Genomic DNA, 16,157 nt, shown 5'->3' with positions numbered 1-16,157 from the left:
CTATATCTGTACAGTTCTCAAGAAAACACATTTGAAATTTATAATTATGATAAAGATATTTAGCACCTATTATAGATGTAAACTGCTTAATTATTTATGGTTTTAGATAATAGAAAAATTTCTTACTATTTTTCAAGAAGTACATAATGCACTATAACTGTATTTATGTATAAAACAAAAAGAATTTCGGCTATAATGAATAGAAGAAAAAGTTTATTTAATGGTGGTTATTAGTATCTAAGAAGGTGCGTAAAAATGATACCGGGCCTTCATTAAAACTACATTATAAATTCATTTAATCGATATGGGGGTAACATAGTGCAATCAATAATAAATAAGCTTTCACAGGTGAATGTACTTGTAGAGAAAATTTTGCTAGATCCTAATAATCCAAGGTTTATCGGGAAGAAATTTCCAGGTAGGGTAAGGTCAACTGAGGCAGTGCCAGAATCTAGGTTTGCTGAAGAAAGTGTACAACGGGCAACCTTGGAAAAAATGCTTGATGATGAATTTGATGTGAAATCCATTAGAAATTCAATTCTTCAAAATGGCTTTCTACCATTGGATAGAATTGTTGTAAGACCGATCAACGATGAATACTATGTTGTGGTTGAAGGGAATCGACGTATTGCTGCAATTAAAACTATATTATTACAAGCTGCATCAGGTGAAGTTACTCTCACTCAGGAACAAAAAGCTCGTTTAATGACTTTAGAGGTCTTAGTATTAAATAGCGAGGGGGAAGATATCAATGCAGATCAATGGTATCTTCAAGGAATTCGACATCTTTCTGGTATTAAAGAGTGGGGACCGTATCAAAAAGCTAGCTTAATAGATCAAATGTTCTCACAAGGCAAAACTGCAAGAGCCATTGCCGATAGTTTAGGTATGACAGTTGTAATGGTAAACAGATTCAATCGAACATTCCAATTAATAAAACAAATGGAACAATATGATGATTTTTCATTTCATGCCGGTCCATCATTGTTTACTCACTTTGAAGAAGCATATAGAATTCCAAAAATAAGAGATTATTTAGGGTGGAATGAAACTGAAGGGAAATTTACGAATGAAGAAAGGCTGCAAGAGTTTTATAGCTGGATAATACCCTCCGAAGAATTAGACGGTGAAAGAAAGCTACCACGAGGAAAAGATGTCAACTACTTAGCGAAAATTGTTGAGTTTCCAGAGGCTTTAGAAAAAATGAGGGACCCACGTTGTGATTTAAATGAAGTTCTGATCAAATTAGGCAGTGAAGAAGAAAGTGATTGGAAGGAAAAAGTACAAGAAGCGTTGAATACTCTCGAGAAATTATCATTAGAAACTATTGAGACTTTTACTGAAGAGGATTTCAATGTCATTAATAAATTGGTTAATGAAGGAAGGAAAAGGTATAGACAAGCTTTAGCAATCAAGCAGGTAGAGGATGGGGAATGAAGCTATACGCTCCAGTTATTGCAAGAGAAATTTTGCAACTAATAAGAATTGAAGATCGCATTAATATACAAGATGCTATTGAAAAAGTTATCTATAGTATGGATAATAGCCTTTTGCCAAGTCAAGTTTCTGATTCGGCCTCAACAGTACTAGAAAGAGTCAGGACTCAGTTGAACAAACACTTACAGGAATGTGTAGATAAAAGAATACAAGCGTGCTTTAAATGGGGAGAGTATGATAGAGATATTATAATTTCTTTATATAAAGCTGACTTAGCCGTTGCACAAGAACCAGAGCACTCGAAGTATCGATTAGCTGAAGAGGTTCAAAACTATTTAAAACAAATTGATCCTAACCTTTTTGAAAAATTAGGACAAAAATTGTTAGAATCTTTAAATTGTCAAGCTTTTACTACTAGGTCTACACAAGATGAAGGAGTAGATTTTGGTGGAATCCTTGATGTTTCTCCTGTCGGAAGTAGTACAGATTACGAAATAAATGTAAGGATTTTGCAGAAACTTTCACTACGTATTATAGGGCAAGCTAAGAGATACAGTAATGATATAGATGTCAAAGAGGTTAGACAGCTACAAGGTAGTAAACATGAAAATATTATAGAAAAACTTGTAGAAAAACATCCAGGAGATCCTATTATAGAAATTCTAAATAAATCATCAGGCTATCCAATGATCTTACTCTTTATAACAACAAGCAGGTTCACTAGGTTTGCAAAAATATACGCTGAAGATGTTGGGATGATCCTTATGGATGGTGAACAAATTGCACAAGCTCTATTGAAAATAGGTGTTGCTTCCAAAATAAATAGCCATGGAGTATGGGAATTCGATCAAGAGGGTTTAGAGCATTGGTTAATTAATAGCTAGTTAATTAAATTTAATGAATATGCTTGAATCCACATGAAAAATGTGCAAAATGAAACGTAAAGGGAAACTCCAAGATGAATAAGAGTTTCCCTTTATGTATTTAAATGAAATTTAAAATTATAAAAGTAAAGGCCAGTTGATATAGTTGTTGCGGTGCTTCCAACTATAAGTGTAAGCAATGGGAGGAATAAATGAACGTACTAAAGATCCATTAAAAAACTAATTATTTTCTTAAGGAAAAGGTGTTTCAACTTATCGTCATTGAATAGAAATTGCTATGATGCTAGGTTGATAAAAATCTGAATTTTAGGAGGCACTGGTTTAATTATGAGTAAAGTTCATTGGGCTTTGGCTATTAACGGAAATCCGGGACTAGCAGAATGGGATATAGGACCACACTTTTATTTTTGGCATGACAGAAATGATGGTGGAAATATAACACCGCTTTTTTCTTCACCGCATGTAAATGTTCTTCATGAAGAAGAATCTACTAGAGCTTATATAAGGCTTAAGACTTTATTAAGATTACTTAGTGGAATCAATATACTAAGGGGAGATGATATTTTTTATCATCACAATACGCTAGAATATGTAAAAGATAACCTTTTTAGAACAGGAACATGGACTGAAGACATTGACATTACAATTGAAGAGTTAGGAAACCCATTTGATGAAAATATTTTAAACGACATACACCTTAATCGTATTAGAAGGAGAAGCGAAGAGCCAAGTTTAGTCAAGGATTACATAGAATTATCTGTAAATGAATCCCTGGTAAGAGAGGTACTTTTACTACTTACACTTGGTGAAGAAGAAACTATTTATTTTCTAATTAACACATATAAAATTTTTGAAAATATAAGGAATGATCTTAGTTTGAAAGTAAGTAACCGTAAAGTTCACGGGAGAAAAGATTTATCTAGTGAGTTACTAGAATCTTTAAGTAAACTAGCAGGCTATTCTCAATACATTAACTCTAAAGATGCATCAGGGATTTTATCTAGGCATGGCTCTGGAAATACACCATCTCCTAAGGATAAACCTTCCTTAATTGAGATTAAGAAAGCTTTGCGTTTAGCTATTAATAATTGGATGAAATACAAATGTGAAATTAGCTTTGGGAGAGTATATAAACTTACCCATTAATATCAATTAGTGCAAATTTGCCTATCTTATTAAAAATGCTAAGTATCTAAAGGTTTGAGTTTGCTAACCTTCAGTTGAATGCTAATAAAGAACGTTATTGATCTAATTTATATATTTGATTTTAGAAGTCCTGAAAAAAGACAACGGAAATTCTTTGTCACACTTAATACGACATATAATAAAATATTTTGAAAATCCAAAATGCAGAATTGTTGATTTTCTCCTTTTACCTGAGTTTGAAAATAAAAGATGCTGGTCACCTTTTCTAAATACGAGAAATCTAAAGAAAGCTGCTGGTGACAGCAGCTTTTTTGTGTGGAATTTTCAACAATCTTTAAAAAGCCTAATTCGATTTCTCATTTATCTAGAAGATGAAACGTTTTAAAAGATGAAAAAGAATATGGTATTTTCTATGATTTTAGGGTTAAGTGCTGGCGAGTTAAAGGTAAGCCCAAACATACTATTAACTTGAAATATAATGAAGTTACTGATATCTGGGTAGCCAAGACAAAAGATGCTGTTACATAATTTTCAATGATCTATTTTCTACGTAAAGTTGATGGCATATATGGGTTAGAACTAAAAATTAAAAGCAATTTTAACATCAAAAATATATGAAATTATAACAAAACATTACTGAAAGAAAATCTATTTATCTTTGCCTCGGTAACTTTTATTTGGTAAACAATGCACACCTTTTATGTATTTATTTTTACAATTGTTAAAATAAATACCAATTTTCCGAAAGTAGGAAAGATATAATATAAGTATAGGATTTTATAAGGAGAGAATTAATTGAATGTCTAAAACTTTAAAGATGGATAAAACGACTCCATTAAGAAATTTTTTATTAAATAATTTTTCTAATTTTAACTATGACCAAATTATCGGATACTCTTTAGAGTTCCCTACATACGACTTGACTGCTCGTGGGTATCTGCAATTTGCCGAATATGAACTATTGGAAATGAGAAATAATTCCAATAATTTAGAGCATATTCATCTAATTAACTGTGTATCCCATTTAAAAAGGGCAATAGATTGTCAGTTAGATACATGTTTATACATCTTAAAAATATTCAATATATTTAAAAAGAAAAATTTGGGTTTGAATTCTAAGCTTGATTTCTTCAAGCAGGCTGGAGTGTTTAATTCCTTTTCATTGGATAGATTTAATAAGGTGAGAAATAAAATGGAACATGATTACCAGATACCTAAAATAGAGGATATCGAGGCTTATTTTGATCTTGTCTCTGCATTCGTTTCAGTTTTAGAGTCTATGATTATGAGTTTGAGGGTTGGTTCTGAGATATCTTTAACTCATGAGGAGTTAGACAAAGAAACTATAACCACTTTCGATATTTATTATAATTTTACGGATACTCCAGAAATTTCATATAAAATATCTAAAAACGAAAAAATATATGAGGCTCCAATTTCTAAGCATACCCGTGAAGAGGCTTTTGTTACAGTAACTCCAAAAGATATAGAGGAATTTCCTTATTTCTTAAAGGTGTTGCTTTTATTGGTTAGGCAAGACAGTTTTGTAAATGATAAATACCTACTACAGAACATTTAATATTTATTGTTAAGTATTTCCTAATGAATGGTCATAAGATAAAAGAGAATGGGGCAGAAGCTTTGCCCCATTTTTGCCCCACTTAATTTGATTTATAATGATATATTTTGAAAATCGAAACCTAATAAAAATTAATTAAATAGCTCTACAATAGCTTAACCACATATTATGAAACCCGCTTGTTTTTTTAAGAAAAAGATGGGGTTTTTTTACGGAATTAAATGTTAGAATATTTAAAAAGGAGGATTGACATGCACGTAAATCAGAAAAGCGTAAGCAACCAAACTCATAGGATTACCTATACACATATTAAAACGGAAGGGTCTAGTCAAATTTGCTTTATGTTTTCAGGCTTGGGTTATACATATGAAAAGCCGCTATTGTATTATGTAACAATGCTGATGCTAAAACACGGAATTGACGTTGTTCATATTCACTATACATATCCAAAAGAGCTCATGACAAAGTCTACAGATGAGATTGCAGACGTTATGATGAAAGACATTGATCTCGTGCTGCAAGGCGTTTTATCTCACAATGACTATAAAAATATCATATTTGCAGGAAAATCGATTGGCACAATTCCGCTGATTCAGCGAATTATGAAAGATGAAGTCTACAAAGATGCAGTGATGCTTTTACTGACCCCGCTTTTAACAAGAACAGAACTGTTTGAAAGTTTACTAGAATGCACTCATAAAGGTCTTCTTGTAATAGGAACTCGTGATCACTATTATACTGAAGAAGTTTATCAATTAAAAACAAACACAATGAATATTCAAGTGATTGAAAATGCCGATCATTCATTGGACGTTTTGTATACTCCCACGGAATCGTTAAAGGCGCTGGAAACCGTTTTGAATGGCATAGAACAGCTTCTATAAGATAGGAAATAAGGAAAGGAGTACAAAATGGATACGCTACGTGAAATTATTTGCGAAAAAAGAGCCTACAGCTATTCACCTCATACTCATGATCATAACTACAGTCAGCTTTTGTTTCCGCTAGCAGGTGCACTTGATATTCAAGCAAGTGAGCAGCACTTAACGCTGCAAGAAGGATGCTTTTACATTCCGCCTCGTCAGCTTCATACGTATCAAGCTAAAAATACAAATGAATGTTTAGTTGTTGATATTCCGTTGAAATTTACAGAAAGTGCGCATCTTTCTCAACAAGCCACTTTTATTCAATGGGATTCAACGTGGAAAGCAATTCGCTACCTTTTACTTGATGGGCTTCAAAAAAGCACTGACAGGGGGGCGCTTGAAGATTTAGTCCGTTACGTTCAGCATTATTTGCCAAAGAAACAAACGTTTAAATCCATTGATTATCTTCATGCTAACTTTAATCAAGAGCTAAACATAGAAAGTCTTGCCAAGCTGGAAAATTATCATCCCGTTTATTTTTCCGCTTGGTTTAAACAAAAAACGGGCTATTCGCCTCAAAGCTATGTAGCGCGTATACGTTTAAATAAAGCAAAAGAATTGTTAAAAGAGAGCAGCTATTCGGTAACGTATATTGCGCATGAAGTCGGCTATCACAGCTTGTCTTCATTCACTAAATGGTTTGCAAAACAAGAAGGAGTCTCACCCACGCAATATCGAAGTATCTTAAAAACAGACAAATAATATCATAAAAGCGGAAAAACTTTTTTCTTTCTTTTAGCTATGATAAAAGAAAGGAGATGGAAATATGAATACTTCATTATCAAAAATACTTATATTATGTGCAGCTGTACTATGGGGAACAACAGGGACTGCCCAAGCTTTAGCATCTGCTGAAGCGCATTCTGTGGCGATTGGAGCCGTGCGATTAGCTGTAGGGGGACTGTCGCTTCTTGCAGCTTGTCTTATTCAAAAAAAGAAAGTGGACGTGGACGTAAGACGCCTTCCTATTCTGCCTCTTACGGTTGCTGCAGCAAGTATGGCCGCTTATCAGCCGCTGTTTTTTTCAGCTGTTATCAAAACGGGTGTTGCAGTAGGAACAATGGTTGCAATTGGGAGTGCGCCGCTTTTGTCAGGAGTGTTAGATTACATAGTGTACAGCAAGAAACCTACAAAAAAATGGCTGCTTGCCACGTTTACGGGTATTCTAGGGTGCTGCTGCTTGTTGTTAAAAAAAGATAGTCAAATCGACGTGATAGGTTTGGGTATGGCGATAGGAGCAGGGGCGTCTTTTGCTTGCTATACGACTGTTAATAAAAAAATTGTTCAGTATGTTGATCCGCAAGTAGGCGCTTCTCTTGTGTTCACAACAGCAGCTGTTCTACTAATCCCATGCTGGTTTATGTATGATATGAGCTGGCTAGTTTCTTTAAATGGAATAGGCATTGCTCTTCACTTAGGAATACTTACGACTGCTCTTGCTTATGTATTATTTTCTACAGCGCTTAAGTCGGTGCATGCGTCTACCGCGGTGACGTTATCGTTAGCAGAGCCCGTTACCGCTTTTTTACTGGGCGTATTTTTGTTGGGGGAATCCCTCACTTTGGTGAACATATGCGGAGCAGCACTAGTGTTTGTTAGCTTAGCGTTTTTAACGTATTCTCCGAAGTCATCGCTAAATCAGGAGGTGCATATATAAAAAAACCCCTTTCTTTAAAGAAAGGGGTTTTTTTATTAAGCGTACATGCCTGCTACTTGTTTTTGTAGGTTGCTGTCTTCTAAATACTCATCGTATGTCATTTGCTTGTCAACTACTCCGTTTGGCGTAATTTCAATTACACGATTCGCAATCGTTTCAACGAACTGATGGTCATGAGATGTGAAAATCATTGAACCTTTGTAGCTGATAAGTCCATTGTTTAGCGCTGTGATTGATTCTAAGTCAAGGTGATTCGTAGGATCGTCTAGTAAAAGAACGTTTGAACCGCTTAGCATCATTTTAGAAAGCATACAGCGAACTTTTTCTCCTCCGGAAAGAACGTTGGCTTTTTTCAACACTTCTTCACCAGAGAATAGCATTCTGCCTAAGAAACCGCGTAAGAAGCTTTCGCTTTGGTCATTAGGTGAATACTGACGCAGCCAGTCTACTAAGTTTAAATCTCCGTTTTCAAAGTACTCGGAGTTGTCTTTTGGGAAAAAGGCTTGAGACGTTGTCACACCCCATTTGTACGTACCGCTGTCTGCTTCCATTTCACCCATTAAAATCTTCATTAATGTTGAATTTGCAAGTTCGTTGCGGCCTACAAGGGCGATTTTGTCATCTTTATTCATAATAAAGCTTACGTTATCAAGCACTTTTACGCCGTCAATTGTTTTTGTTAGACCTTCCACGCGAAGTACGTCATTTCCAATCTCACGTTCCGGCGTGAAGTTCACGTACGGATAGCGACGAGAAGAAGGGCGGATGTCATCTAATGAAATTTTATCAAGCAATTTTTTACGAGACGTTGCTTGTTTTGATTTCGATGCATTTGCGCTAAAGCGAGCGATAAAGGCTTGAAGCTCTTTAATTTTTTCTTCTTTTTTCTTGTTCGCATCTGACGCCATTTTTTGTGCTAATTGACTTGATTCATACCAGAAATCATAGTTACCAACGTAGACTTGGATTTTACTGAAGTCAAGGTCAGCAATGTGCGTACATACTTTGTTTAAGAAGTGACGGTCATGAGATACAACAATGACTGTGTTTTCAAAGTTAATTAAGAACTCTTCTAACCATTGAATTGCTTGAATATCCAAGTTGTTCGTAGGCTCATCTAAAAGTAATACATCAGGTTTTCCGAATAAAGCTTGTGCAAGAAGCACTTTTACTTTTTCACTACCCGTTAGTTCAGCCATTTTTTTTGCGTGAAGATCTTCAGAAATACCTAATCCTTTTAAAAGAATAGCTGCTTCTGATTCTGCTTCCCAACCGTTTAATTCAGCAAATTCACCTTCAAGCTCAGCTGCTTTCATTCCATCTTCATCTGTGAAGTCTGCTTTCATATAAATAGCATCTTTTTCTTGCATTACTTCATAAAGGCGAGCGTGCCCCATAATAACGGTTTTCATAACTTCTTGATCTTCATATTCGAAGTGGTTCTGTTTTAAGACAGCAAGGCGTTCGCCAGGGCCCATATGTACATCACCAGTTTGAGATTCAATTTCACCAGATAAAATTTTTAAAAACGTTGATTTTCCAGCACCGTTTGCGCCGATTAATCCATAACAGTTACCAGGCGTGAATTTAATATTCACATCTTCAAATAACTTTCGGTCGCCAAATCGTAAACTTACATTACTAACTGTAATCATGTATGAGCAGTCCTCCAAATTCAATATCTATAAAATTATACCATTCTTTTGAGATAAGAGCGATATGAATACAATATTTCAAACATAAAGTGTAACCGACACTTTAAACACGCGTCAACCATTTAAGGGATTTTTTGAGCGGTAAAACTTGATTATTCTAGCATTCACCAAAACATTGAGCGGCAAACCAGCATGTATAATCCTTCAGTAATCAGCTCTTTTTCATTTTTAAGATGGATGTTGTATTCCTTTGTATAAGAAACAAAAAGAAGAATAATACTACCTGGTAAATAAAAGAATTTTTATAAAGTAAACACTGATATTTTACGGGTGCTTATTTCTAAAATTGGTTTGACATAGACATAGATAGGGTGATTATCATGTGGAAATTAGTTGTTTCCTATCTTCCAGAAGGGCCAGTTTTTATACAAGCAGTTCTGGTTTTTTTCATCCCATATATAATCTACAAATTATTAAGCGGGATTCGTAATTCAGAGGAAGAGTGATGGAAGTGAAAAAATGGAAATCGGCAGTGAAAAAAATAGGTAACCATGCGAACGAGAAGGAAAACAAACAGGAATCTATACATCAAGATTCACCTAATCATGTTACGGATCATTTAGCTTTAACTCTAGAAGTAATTAAAAATGAAATTGGTCATAATTCCGACGTTCATTTTCGTGAGTTTATTATAGGACGCACGGGCATTCAGGCAGCTATTATTTTTGTAGAGGGGCTCTCAGATAAAGATCTTATTGAAAAACATATTTTGTCATCATTGATGGCTGATTTTTCAAAAGAATATCAACAGGATCAGCTTTACGTAAAGGGAAGCCTTTCAAAACAGTGTATTAAAAGCCAAGTATTATCAATTAGTGATGTAGAAGAGGTCCATTCTATTAAAGAAGTAATATCAAAAGTCTTAACAGGATCTACGGCTCTTTTAATTGACGGGTTATCACTTGCCTTTATTCTTGGTACAAGCAAATTAAAAACAAGGACGATTGAAGAGCCCGTATCAGAAGCATTAGTGAGAGGGCCAAGAGTAGGCTTCACTGAATCTTTAAGTGATAATACTTCTTTATTAAGAGGAAGCGGAGATATTGAAAATTTGTCGCTGGTGAAATTTCAAGTAGGAAAGCGTTCCAAAAAAGATTTAATTGTTGCTTACATAAAGGAAATTGTTGATCCAGAACTAGTTGAAGAAGTAGAAAAACGAATTAAAAAAATTGACCTTGATAATGTACCGGAGTCTGGATATGTTGAACAACTCATTGAAGATAATTACCTTAGTCCCTTTCCTCAGGTACAGAATACGGAGCGTCCCGATCGTGTAATTGCTGCTTTGATGGAAGGGAGAGTAGCCATTTTATTAGACGGGACGCCTTTTGCTTTGATTGCTCCCGTTACGTTTAGCATGATGTTACAGTCGCCGGAAGATTATTATGAAAGGTGGATTCCCGGTACATTCATTCGTTTTCTTCGTTATATTGCAGTGGTTCTTTCCCTTTTTACACCGGCTTTGTATATTGCGTTTATTTCATTTCATCCAGGATTAATTCCGACTAAGTTAGCTATTTCTATTATAGGATCAAGATCTGGTGTTCCGTTTCCCGCCCTTATCGAAGCCTTATTTATGGAACTATCGATCGAAATTTTGAGAGAAGCCGGACTCCGGTTGCCGAAACCAATTGGTCCAGCAATGGGCATTGTCGGTGGGTTAATCATTGGAGAAGCTGCGGTGCAGGCAGGAATCGTTAGCCCTATTTTGGTGATTGTAGTGGCGTTAACTGCCATTTCATCGTTTTCTATTCCGCAATATAGTGTAGGAATCACATTGCGTATTCTTCGTTTTGTAGCCATGCTTTGTGCTGCCATACTTGGATTATATGGCGTCATCTTATTTTTCCTTTTTATGATGAGCCATTTAGTGAAACTAAAAAGTTTCGGCGTACCCTATATGAGTCCAGCTGTTCCTTATCGTTTAAGTGAATGGAAAGACTTGGTAGTCCGTATGCCTCTGATGATGATGAAACGACGTCCAAAGATGATGCACACCAAAGATCCTCTGCGAAAAGGGTAGCTTATGATGAAAGGAAATGGGCCGTTAGAAATGATAAATTCAAAAGATCGTATTACGACGCCTCAAACAACTATTATTATTACCAACTTTATCCTTGGAACAGGGATTCTTACCTTGCCCCGGGCAGCTGCGGAAAAAGTGAAAACACCAGATGTTTGGCTAACTGTTATTTTAGGGGGGATAATCACCATGATAGCAGGGGTAATCATGGTGAAATTAAGTCAACGCTTCCCTGAAAAAACCTTTTATCAATACAGCCAAGAAATTGTAGGGAAATGGATAGGCAAGTTATTTAGTTTCCTCATGATAGGTTATTTTTTGGCGCTGGGTGGGTTTCATGCTCGTTCATTGGCAGAGGTAACTGGATATCTGTTGTTGGAGGGAACTCCCAAATGGGCTATAATCATGCCATTTATGTGGGCAAGTCTCTATCTGATAAGAGGGGGAATAAATCCAATTGCCCGTATATTTGAAATTATATTACCTATTACGGTTATTCTTTTTTTACTTGTTGCCTTTATGAGTATCAAAATATTTGAAGTGGATAATCTGCGCCCGGTACTAGGTTCAGGTATTACGCCGGTGTTAAAAGGGATAAGGACAACAGCTCTTGCGTTTACTGGGCCTGAATTCATGCTTTTAATATTGGCATTTATGAAAGAACCAAACAAAGCAGTAAAAGCTGTACTAGTTGGTACTGCGATTCCTTTGCTTCTTTATGTTATTACCGTCGTGATGGTTATCGGAGCGTTCTCAGTGGATGGAGTGGTTACGAGAACGTGGCCTACGCTTGATTTGATAAGAAGTTATGAATTAACTGGGTTAATCTTTGAACGCTTTGATTCCTTGTTGCTGGTGGTATGGATTATGCAAATGTTTACTTCTTTTAATGTTAACCATTACGCTGCTTCATTAGGACTGTCTCAGCTTTTCAAAAAAAATATCCATCCATTTATGTATGGTGTGCTTCCAGTTATTTATCTCATTTCCATGGTTCCTAGAAATATCAATGATGTATTTAAATTAGGAGATATGGTTGGCAATGCTGCCCTGATTTTATTTGGCTTTTTACCGGTACTGCTTCTTATCATTTCAAAAATAAAGGGGAAAAAGTATGAGACAAGTCTCTAATCACGTACGGTTCTTCTTATCGGTTTTGCTTTCTGTTTTTTTGCTCTTTCCTCTGGCGGGCTGTTGGAGCAGTCATGAAATTGAAGAACGAAGTTTAGGAGTAGGTATGGCTCTTGATAAAGCTAACAAGTCCATGACTGAAAAAGAATTTGATGAACAAGAAGAGTATCCCAAACGGAACTTGATTACGTCAACCTACCAACTGATCACCCCGCAAGTGGCAAGTTCAACAACTGTCCAAGGAGGATCTCAGCAGAAGGCTTACGTGAATATGGCTGAAACGGGAGATTCTATTCATCAAATGACCCGTGAATTATCATTGAGAAGAGAGACTTCGATTGCCAGCCAACATCTAAAAGTAATTATTATTGGCGAGGCTCTTGCAAGAACGTATAGCTTAGGAAAATTAGTGAATGAGTTTCTTCGTGATAACGAGATTAGACCAAGCTGTCTTGTACTTATTAGTAAAGGGAGAGCTAGCGACGGGCTAGAATCGAAGACAGCAGGAGAGATCCCGGCATTTCGTTTGGCTGGAATGGTGGAAAATGCCTATCGAACAACAAGAATTTTACCTCCCACTTCGCTCATTAAATTAGAGAGCAATATTGAATCAGGGACTAGTTTTCTATTGCAAAATGTATTATCGGCAAATGGGGAAATCAAATTTGCTGGTGCTGCCATAATTAAAGGGAAAACAAACAAAATGATCGGTTTTTTGAATGAAGAAGAACTAGATGGTCTGACTTGGATCACAGGAAAAGGGAAAGGCGGGCTAGTGAAAAGCTTTGATAAAAAGACCGGTCAGCTGATTGTATACGAAATAGAATCCATGAAAAGTCATATTGAACCTCATGTTAAAGGAAATAGCATCTCCTTCAATGTGCATATTGAATCCGAGGGAAGGCTATCTGAAAATTGGGTGGTCTCAGGAAATCCTTTAGAAAATCAATTTTTACATAAGGTGCAAAAAAACTCAGAAAAAAAAGTGAAGCACCTCGTAAGAAACACGGTAGAAAAAATGCAAAAAGAATATAAAGTCGATGTGGCCGGGTTCGGAAATCAATTGAGAATTAAGAGGCCCAGAGTATGGATGAGGGTCAAAGACAATTGGGATCAAACATTTAGTGAAGTTCCAATTAACTATGATGTAAAATTAATGATTAAAGATTATGGAACGTCAGGATCAAAAAAATGAGTAGCTAAGTACAATTTTGCTTGTTTTGATGTTGAAAATGAAAGAAACTAAAAGGAATAGCCTTAGAGCTTGCTAAAAAAATATTTCCCCTAGTAATGAGCTTGAGGGATAAATGAAAAATAAGAGCTGTCCAGAACCGACAGCTCTTATTTGCTATTCAAAAATATAAGCTAATGCTTGAAGAGCCTGTTCTGGCGTTTCGACTACAACCTGGGCTTTGTTTGACAGTTCTTTAAGCGGGTGATGCAGTTTTTCAGGGCGAACCAAAATTAGCGGTTTATCTAATGCAATGGCTGTCGCCGCATCCATTGCGCTGTTCCATTGCTTGTATTTTTCGCCAAATAAAGCAATAACCACATCAGATTTTTTTAGGAGTACCTGCGTACGTAAATTATTAATTTGAGAAGCAGCTTCATCTTTTAAGACAGCGTTAGGCTGTTTTCCTAAAATTTCTTCTCCAATGTTGTCGGAGCGGTCATGGTCTGTCATGGGACCGACAAAGGTAAGGGGAAGGTTTAATTGTTCTGCTTGGTTTTTAATTTCGTCTCGCCAGTTATCGTGAATTTGCCCGGCAAGGTATACGGTTAAGTTCATTATGTAGAAGTCCTCCTCTAACTAAAGTTTGTTTTATTTTATCAAATGTAAGCGGATAATACGAATGATTTGAATGGGCTACTTTTCCAAAAATAAGGTTATAGTAGACAAATAGTTAAAAAAGAGAAACAATAGAAGGCGTATTGCTAATTAAAGAAAGGATGTACATGATGACAGAAACAGTGCTACAAGTAGATCATGTCAGTAAAGTAATTGGGAAGAAAACCATTTTGCATGATGTATCCTTATCGGTTGAGCGCGGTGAGATTTTCGGATTGCTTGGCCCGAACGGCTCTGGAAAAACAACGCTAATTCGTACCGTCGTAGGACTCATTAAAGAAACAGAGGGAACAATTACCGTCAATGGGTTTCCTTTAAAAGAACAGTTTACATCAGCTATGAAATCAATTGGAGCGATTATTGAAAACCCTGAGTTTTATGATTATCTGACGGGCTATCAAAATTTAAAACACTTTGCTAATATGCATGAAGGCATCACATCAGAACGCTTGGATGAAGTCATTGCTTTAGTAAAGCTTGAAAACAGCATTCATGCAAAAGTGAAGACGTATTCTCTTGGGATGAGACAGCGTTTAGGAGTGGCTCAAGCTATTTTACATAAGCCTGCATTGCTTTTACTAGACGAACCAACAAATGGTCTAGACCCAGCGGGAATGAGAGAGTTTCGTACATATTTACAAACGCTTTGCAGGGAAGAAGGAATATCGATCTTGATCGCGAGCCACTTATTAAAAGAAGTAGAAGCACTATGTGACCGCGTTGGCATTATTCAAGACGGTGAGTTAAAAGCCGTTCAAGATCTATCTCCAAATCGCCAAGATCAAGGAATGTTTGTAGAATTTGAGGTGTCTGACGCGCAAAAAGCAGCGGAATTTTTATCACAAGAATTTGAAGTAACGATGAGATCAAATATTATTGACGTAGCAATTGTGAAAGAGCAAATTCCAGCTGTCAATAGAAAATTAGTGGACAGCGATATTTTAGTCTACCGAATCACTCCTGTGTATGAGACGCTTGAAGATTCGTTTATGTCCGTTACGGAAGGAGAGCACCATGCTTAAGCTAATTCAAAATGAACACATGAAATGGTTTCACAAAAGAAGTACAAAAATCACGTTTATTACCATCGGTATTTTGACTCTTTGTATGGCTCTATTAATGAAGAAAGTAGCAAACAGTGCAGGAACAGAAGACAACATTTTGAACTTCCTGTCATTTAGTTCAGGTATGCTGATTCTCGTTCAATTTTTTGCTCTTGCTGTTGGAGGGTCAATGGTTGCAAAAGAGTTTGAGGCAGGTACCATTAAGCTTCTTTTAATTCGCCCTGCTAGACGTTCAACGATTTTAGCATCCAAGTACCTAACCCTCATTTTAATTAGCTTGTATTATTTACTGAGCTATTTGCTTTTTTCGTTTGTATGGGGAGCATTGTTCTTTGGATTTACCAGTCTAGAAGGAGATGCGCAGCTGCTTAAAAACATTACGCTTACGTATGACAGTGCGTATATGGAAACGTTTATGATGATGACGTTCGCATTCATGCTGTCGTCTTTATTTAGAAACAGCGCGCTTGCTTCCAGTCTGGCTATTGTCGTAAGTATCGGCGCAAAAGCTGTAACAGGACTAGTATCAGAGCTAGGTTTATGGTGGGGGAAATTTTTATTATTTGCCAACACGAACTTTGTACAGTATATGGACGGAATGAAGACGATGTTTGACGGCATGACGATTCCATTTTCAATCTTCGTCTTAGTTGCACACTTTGTCTTCTTTATGGGCGTAGCTTGGGCAGCGTTTTTAAAACGAGACGTAGCTAATTGATGTGAGAATTTTCGCACTATATATTTTT

General features: G+C 36.2%; 14 protein-coding genes. 12 read left to right on the top strand and 2 right to left on the bottom strand.

Features of this window, described 5'->3' with window-relative positions; translation table 11 throughout:
* Positions 1 to 318 precede the first annotated feature (318 nt).
* The 7 genes from AC4NPH_RS03880 (at position 319) to AC4NPH_RS03850 (ending at position 7,629) form a co-directional block, all read left to right on the top strand.
* Positions 319 to 1,437, top strand: a complete 1,119-nt coding sequence (locus AC4NPH_RS03880) for a ParB/RepB/Spo0J family partition protein (protein WP_491938570.1) — start codon at positions 319 to 321, stop codon at positions 1,435 to 1,437.
* Positions 1,434 to 2,321, top strand: a complete 888-nt coding sequence (locus AC4NPH_RS03875) for a restriction endonuclease (protein ID WP_491938569.1) — start codon at positions 1,434 to 1,436, stop codon at positions 2,319 to 2,321. Before AC4NPH_RS03880 ends, AC4NPH_RS03875 begins: the two co-directional genes overlap by 4 nt.
* A 327-nt stretch (positions 2,322 to 2,648) precedes the next feature.
* Positions 2,649 to 3,467 carry a hypothetical protein gene (locus tag AC4NPH_RS03870; protein ID WP_491938568.1) on the top strand — a complete coding sequence of 273 codons (819 nt, stop codon included), beginning with the start codon at positions 2,649 to 2,651 and terminating at the stop codon, positions 3,465 to 3,467.
* A 799-nt stretch (positions 3,468 to 4,266) separates the two neighbouring features.
* Positions 4,267 to 5,046, top strand: a complete 780-nt coding sequence (locus AC4NPH_RS03865) for a hypothetical protein (protein ID WP_491938567.1) — start codon at positions 4,267 to 4,269, stop codon at positions 5,044 to 5,046.
* Between the two features lie 251 nt (positions 5,047 to 5,297).
* A complete protein-coding gene (locus AC4NPH_RS03860) occupies positions 5,298 to 5,930 on the top strand; it encodes an alpha/beta family hydrolase (RefSeq protein WP_098238734.1) in 633 nt (210 codons plus the stop codon).
* 27 nt (positions 5,931 to 5,957) lie between these two features.
* Positions 5,958 to 6,674, top strand: coding sequence for a helix-turn-helix transcriptional regulator (locus AC4NPH_RS03855; RefSeq protein WP_098196445.1), 717 nt, complete (start codon positions 5,958 to 5,960; stop codon positions 6,672 to 6,674).
* A 64-nt stretch (positions 6,675 to 6,738) separates the two neighbouring features.
* Positions 6,739 to 7,629, top strand: coding sequence for a DMT family transporter (locus AC4NPH_RS03850; protein ID WP_098196446.1), 891 nt, complete (start codon positions 6,739 to 6,741; stop codon positions 7,627 to 7,629).
* 35 nt (positions 7,630 to 7,664) lie between these two features.
* Here the strand turns inward: AC4NPH_RS03850 and AC4NPH_RS03845 are convergent, their stop codons facing one another.
* The gene (locus AC4NPH_RS03845; RefSeq protein ID WP_013056918.1) at positions 7,665 to 9,284 is read right to left on the bottom strand and encodes an ABC-F family ATP-binding cassette domain-containing protein; all 1,620 of its coding nucleotides are present in this window, start codon (positions 9,282 to 9,284) and stop codon (positions 7,665 to 7,667) included.
* Positions 9,285 to 9,789: 505 nt separating this feature from the next.
* Between AC4NPH_RS03845 and AC4NPH_RS03840 the strand changes: the two genes are divergently transcribed.
* The 3 genes from AC4NPH_RS03840 to AC4NPH_RS03830 are packed head-to-tail and all read left to right on the top strand — an operon-like array spanning position 9,790 to position 13,693.
* Complete coding sequence (locus AC4NPH_RS03840; protein WP_098196447.1) at positions 9,790 to 11,367, top strand: spore germination protein; 1,578 nt, start codon at positions 9,790 to 9,792, stop codon at positions 11,365 to 11,367.
* Between the two features lie 3 nt (positions 11,368 to 11,370).
* Positions 11,371 to 12,498: a spore germination protein gene (locus tag AC4NPH_RS03835; RefSeq protein ID WP_082352700.1), complete on the top strand. Its 1,128-nt coding sequence runs from the start codon at positions 11,371 to 11,373 to the stop codon at positions 12,496 to 12,498.
* Positions 12,482 to 13,693, top strand: coding sequence for a Ger(x)C family spore germination protein (locus AC4NPH_RS03830; RefSeq protein WP_098196448.1), 1,212 nt, complete (start codon positions 12,482 to 12,484; stop codon positions 13,691 to 13,693). The genes AC4NPH_RS03835 and AC4NPH_RS03830 overlap by 17 nt, the downstream gene beginning before the upstream one ends.
* Positions 13,694 to 13,846: 153 nt before the next feature.
* On the opposite strand, the gene AC4NPH_RS03825 is transcribed toward AC4NPH_RS03830, so the two are convergent.
* Entirely contained in the window at positions 13,847 to 14,287 is a 441-nt protein-coding gene (locus tag AC4NPH_RS03825) for a YtoQ family protein (RefSeq protein ID WP_025752263.1), read from the bottom strand.
* Between the two features lie 170 nt (positions 14,288 to 14,457).
* Between AC4NPH_RS03825 and AC4NPH_RS03820 the strand changes: the two genes are divergently transcribed.
* Together AC4NPH_RS03820 and AC4NPH_RS03815 are read left to right on the top strand one after the other, a co-directional pair.
* Positions 14,458 to 15,369: an ABC transporter ATP-binding protein gene (locus AC4NPH_RS03820; RefSeq protein WP_098196449.1), complete on the top strand. Its 912-nt coding sequence runs from the start codon at positions 14,458 to 14,460 to the stop codon at positions 15,367 to 15,369.
* Positions 15,362 to 16,129 (top strand): ABC transporter permease, encoded by a 768-nt coding sequence (locus AC4NPH_RS03815; RefSeq protein ID WP_098196450.1) that lies wholly within the window; start codon positions 15,362 to 15,364, stop codon positions 16,127 to 16,129. Before AC4NPH_RS03820 ends, AC4NPH_RS03815 begins: the two co-directional genes overlap by 8 nt.
* The last annotated feature ends 28 nt before the right edge of the window (positions 16,130 to 16,157 follow it).

Source organism: Priestia sp. MDV22-iso46, from assembly GCF_058629175.1.
This window is presented reverse-complemented; position numbering and strand designations above follow the sequence as displayed.

Coding starts and splice junctions, on each gene's coding strand:
- AC4NPH_RS03845 (WP_013056918.1), bottom strand. CDS start 9,284: ATGATTACAGTTAGTAATGTAAGTTTACGATTTGGCGACCGAAAGTTA.
- AC4NPH_RS03855 (WP_098196445.1), top strand. CDS start 5,958: ATGGATACGCTACGTGAAATTATTTGCGAAAAAAGAGCCTACAGCTAT.
- AC4NPH_RS03850 (WP_098196446.1), top strand. CDS start 6,739: ATGAATACTTCATTATCAAAAATACTTATATTATGTGCAGCTGTACTA.
- AC4NPH_RS03820 (WP_098196449.1), top strand. CDS start 14,458: ATGACAGAAACAGTGCTACAAGTAGATCATGTCAGTAAAGTAATTGGG.
- AC4NPH_RS03875 (WP_491938569.1), top strand. CDS start 1,434: ATGAAGCTATACGCTCCAGTTATTGCAAGAGAAATTTTGCAACTAATA.
- AC4NPH_RS03815 (WP_098196450.1), top strand. CDS start 15,362: ATGCTTAAGCTAATTCAAAATGAACACATGAAATGGTTTCACAAAAGA.
- AC4NPH_RS03825 (WP_025752263.1), bottom strand. CDS start 14,287: ATGAACTTAACCGTATACCTTGCCGGGCAAATTCACGATAACTGGCGA.
- AC4NPH_RS03865 (WP_491938567.1), top strand. CDS start 4,267: ATGTCTAAAACTTTAAAGATGGATAAAACGACTCCATTAAGAAATTTT.
- AC4NPH_RS03860 (WP_098238734.1), top strand. CDS start 5,298: ATGCACGTAAATCAGAAAAGCGTAAGCAACCAAACTCATAGGATTACC.
- AC4NPH_RS03835 (WP_082352700.1), top strand. CDS start 11,371: ATGATGAAAGGAAATGGGCCGTTAGAAATGATAAATTCAAAAGATCGT.
- AC4NPH_RS03840 (WP_098196447.1), top strand. CDS start 9,790: ATGGAAGTGAAAAAATGGAAATCGGCAGTGAAAAAAATAGGTAACCAT.
- AC4NPH_RS03830 (WP_098196448.1), top strand. CDS start 12,482: ATGAGACAAGTCTCTAATCACGTACGGTTCTTCTTATCGGTTTTGCTT.
- AC4NPH_RS03870 (WP_491938568.1), top strand. CDS start 2,649: ATGAGTAAAGTTCATTGGGCTTTGGCTATTAACGGAAATCCGGGACTA.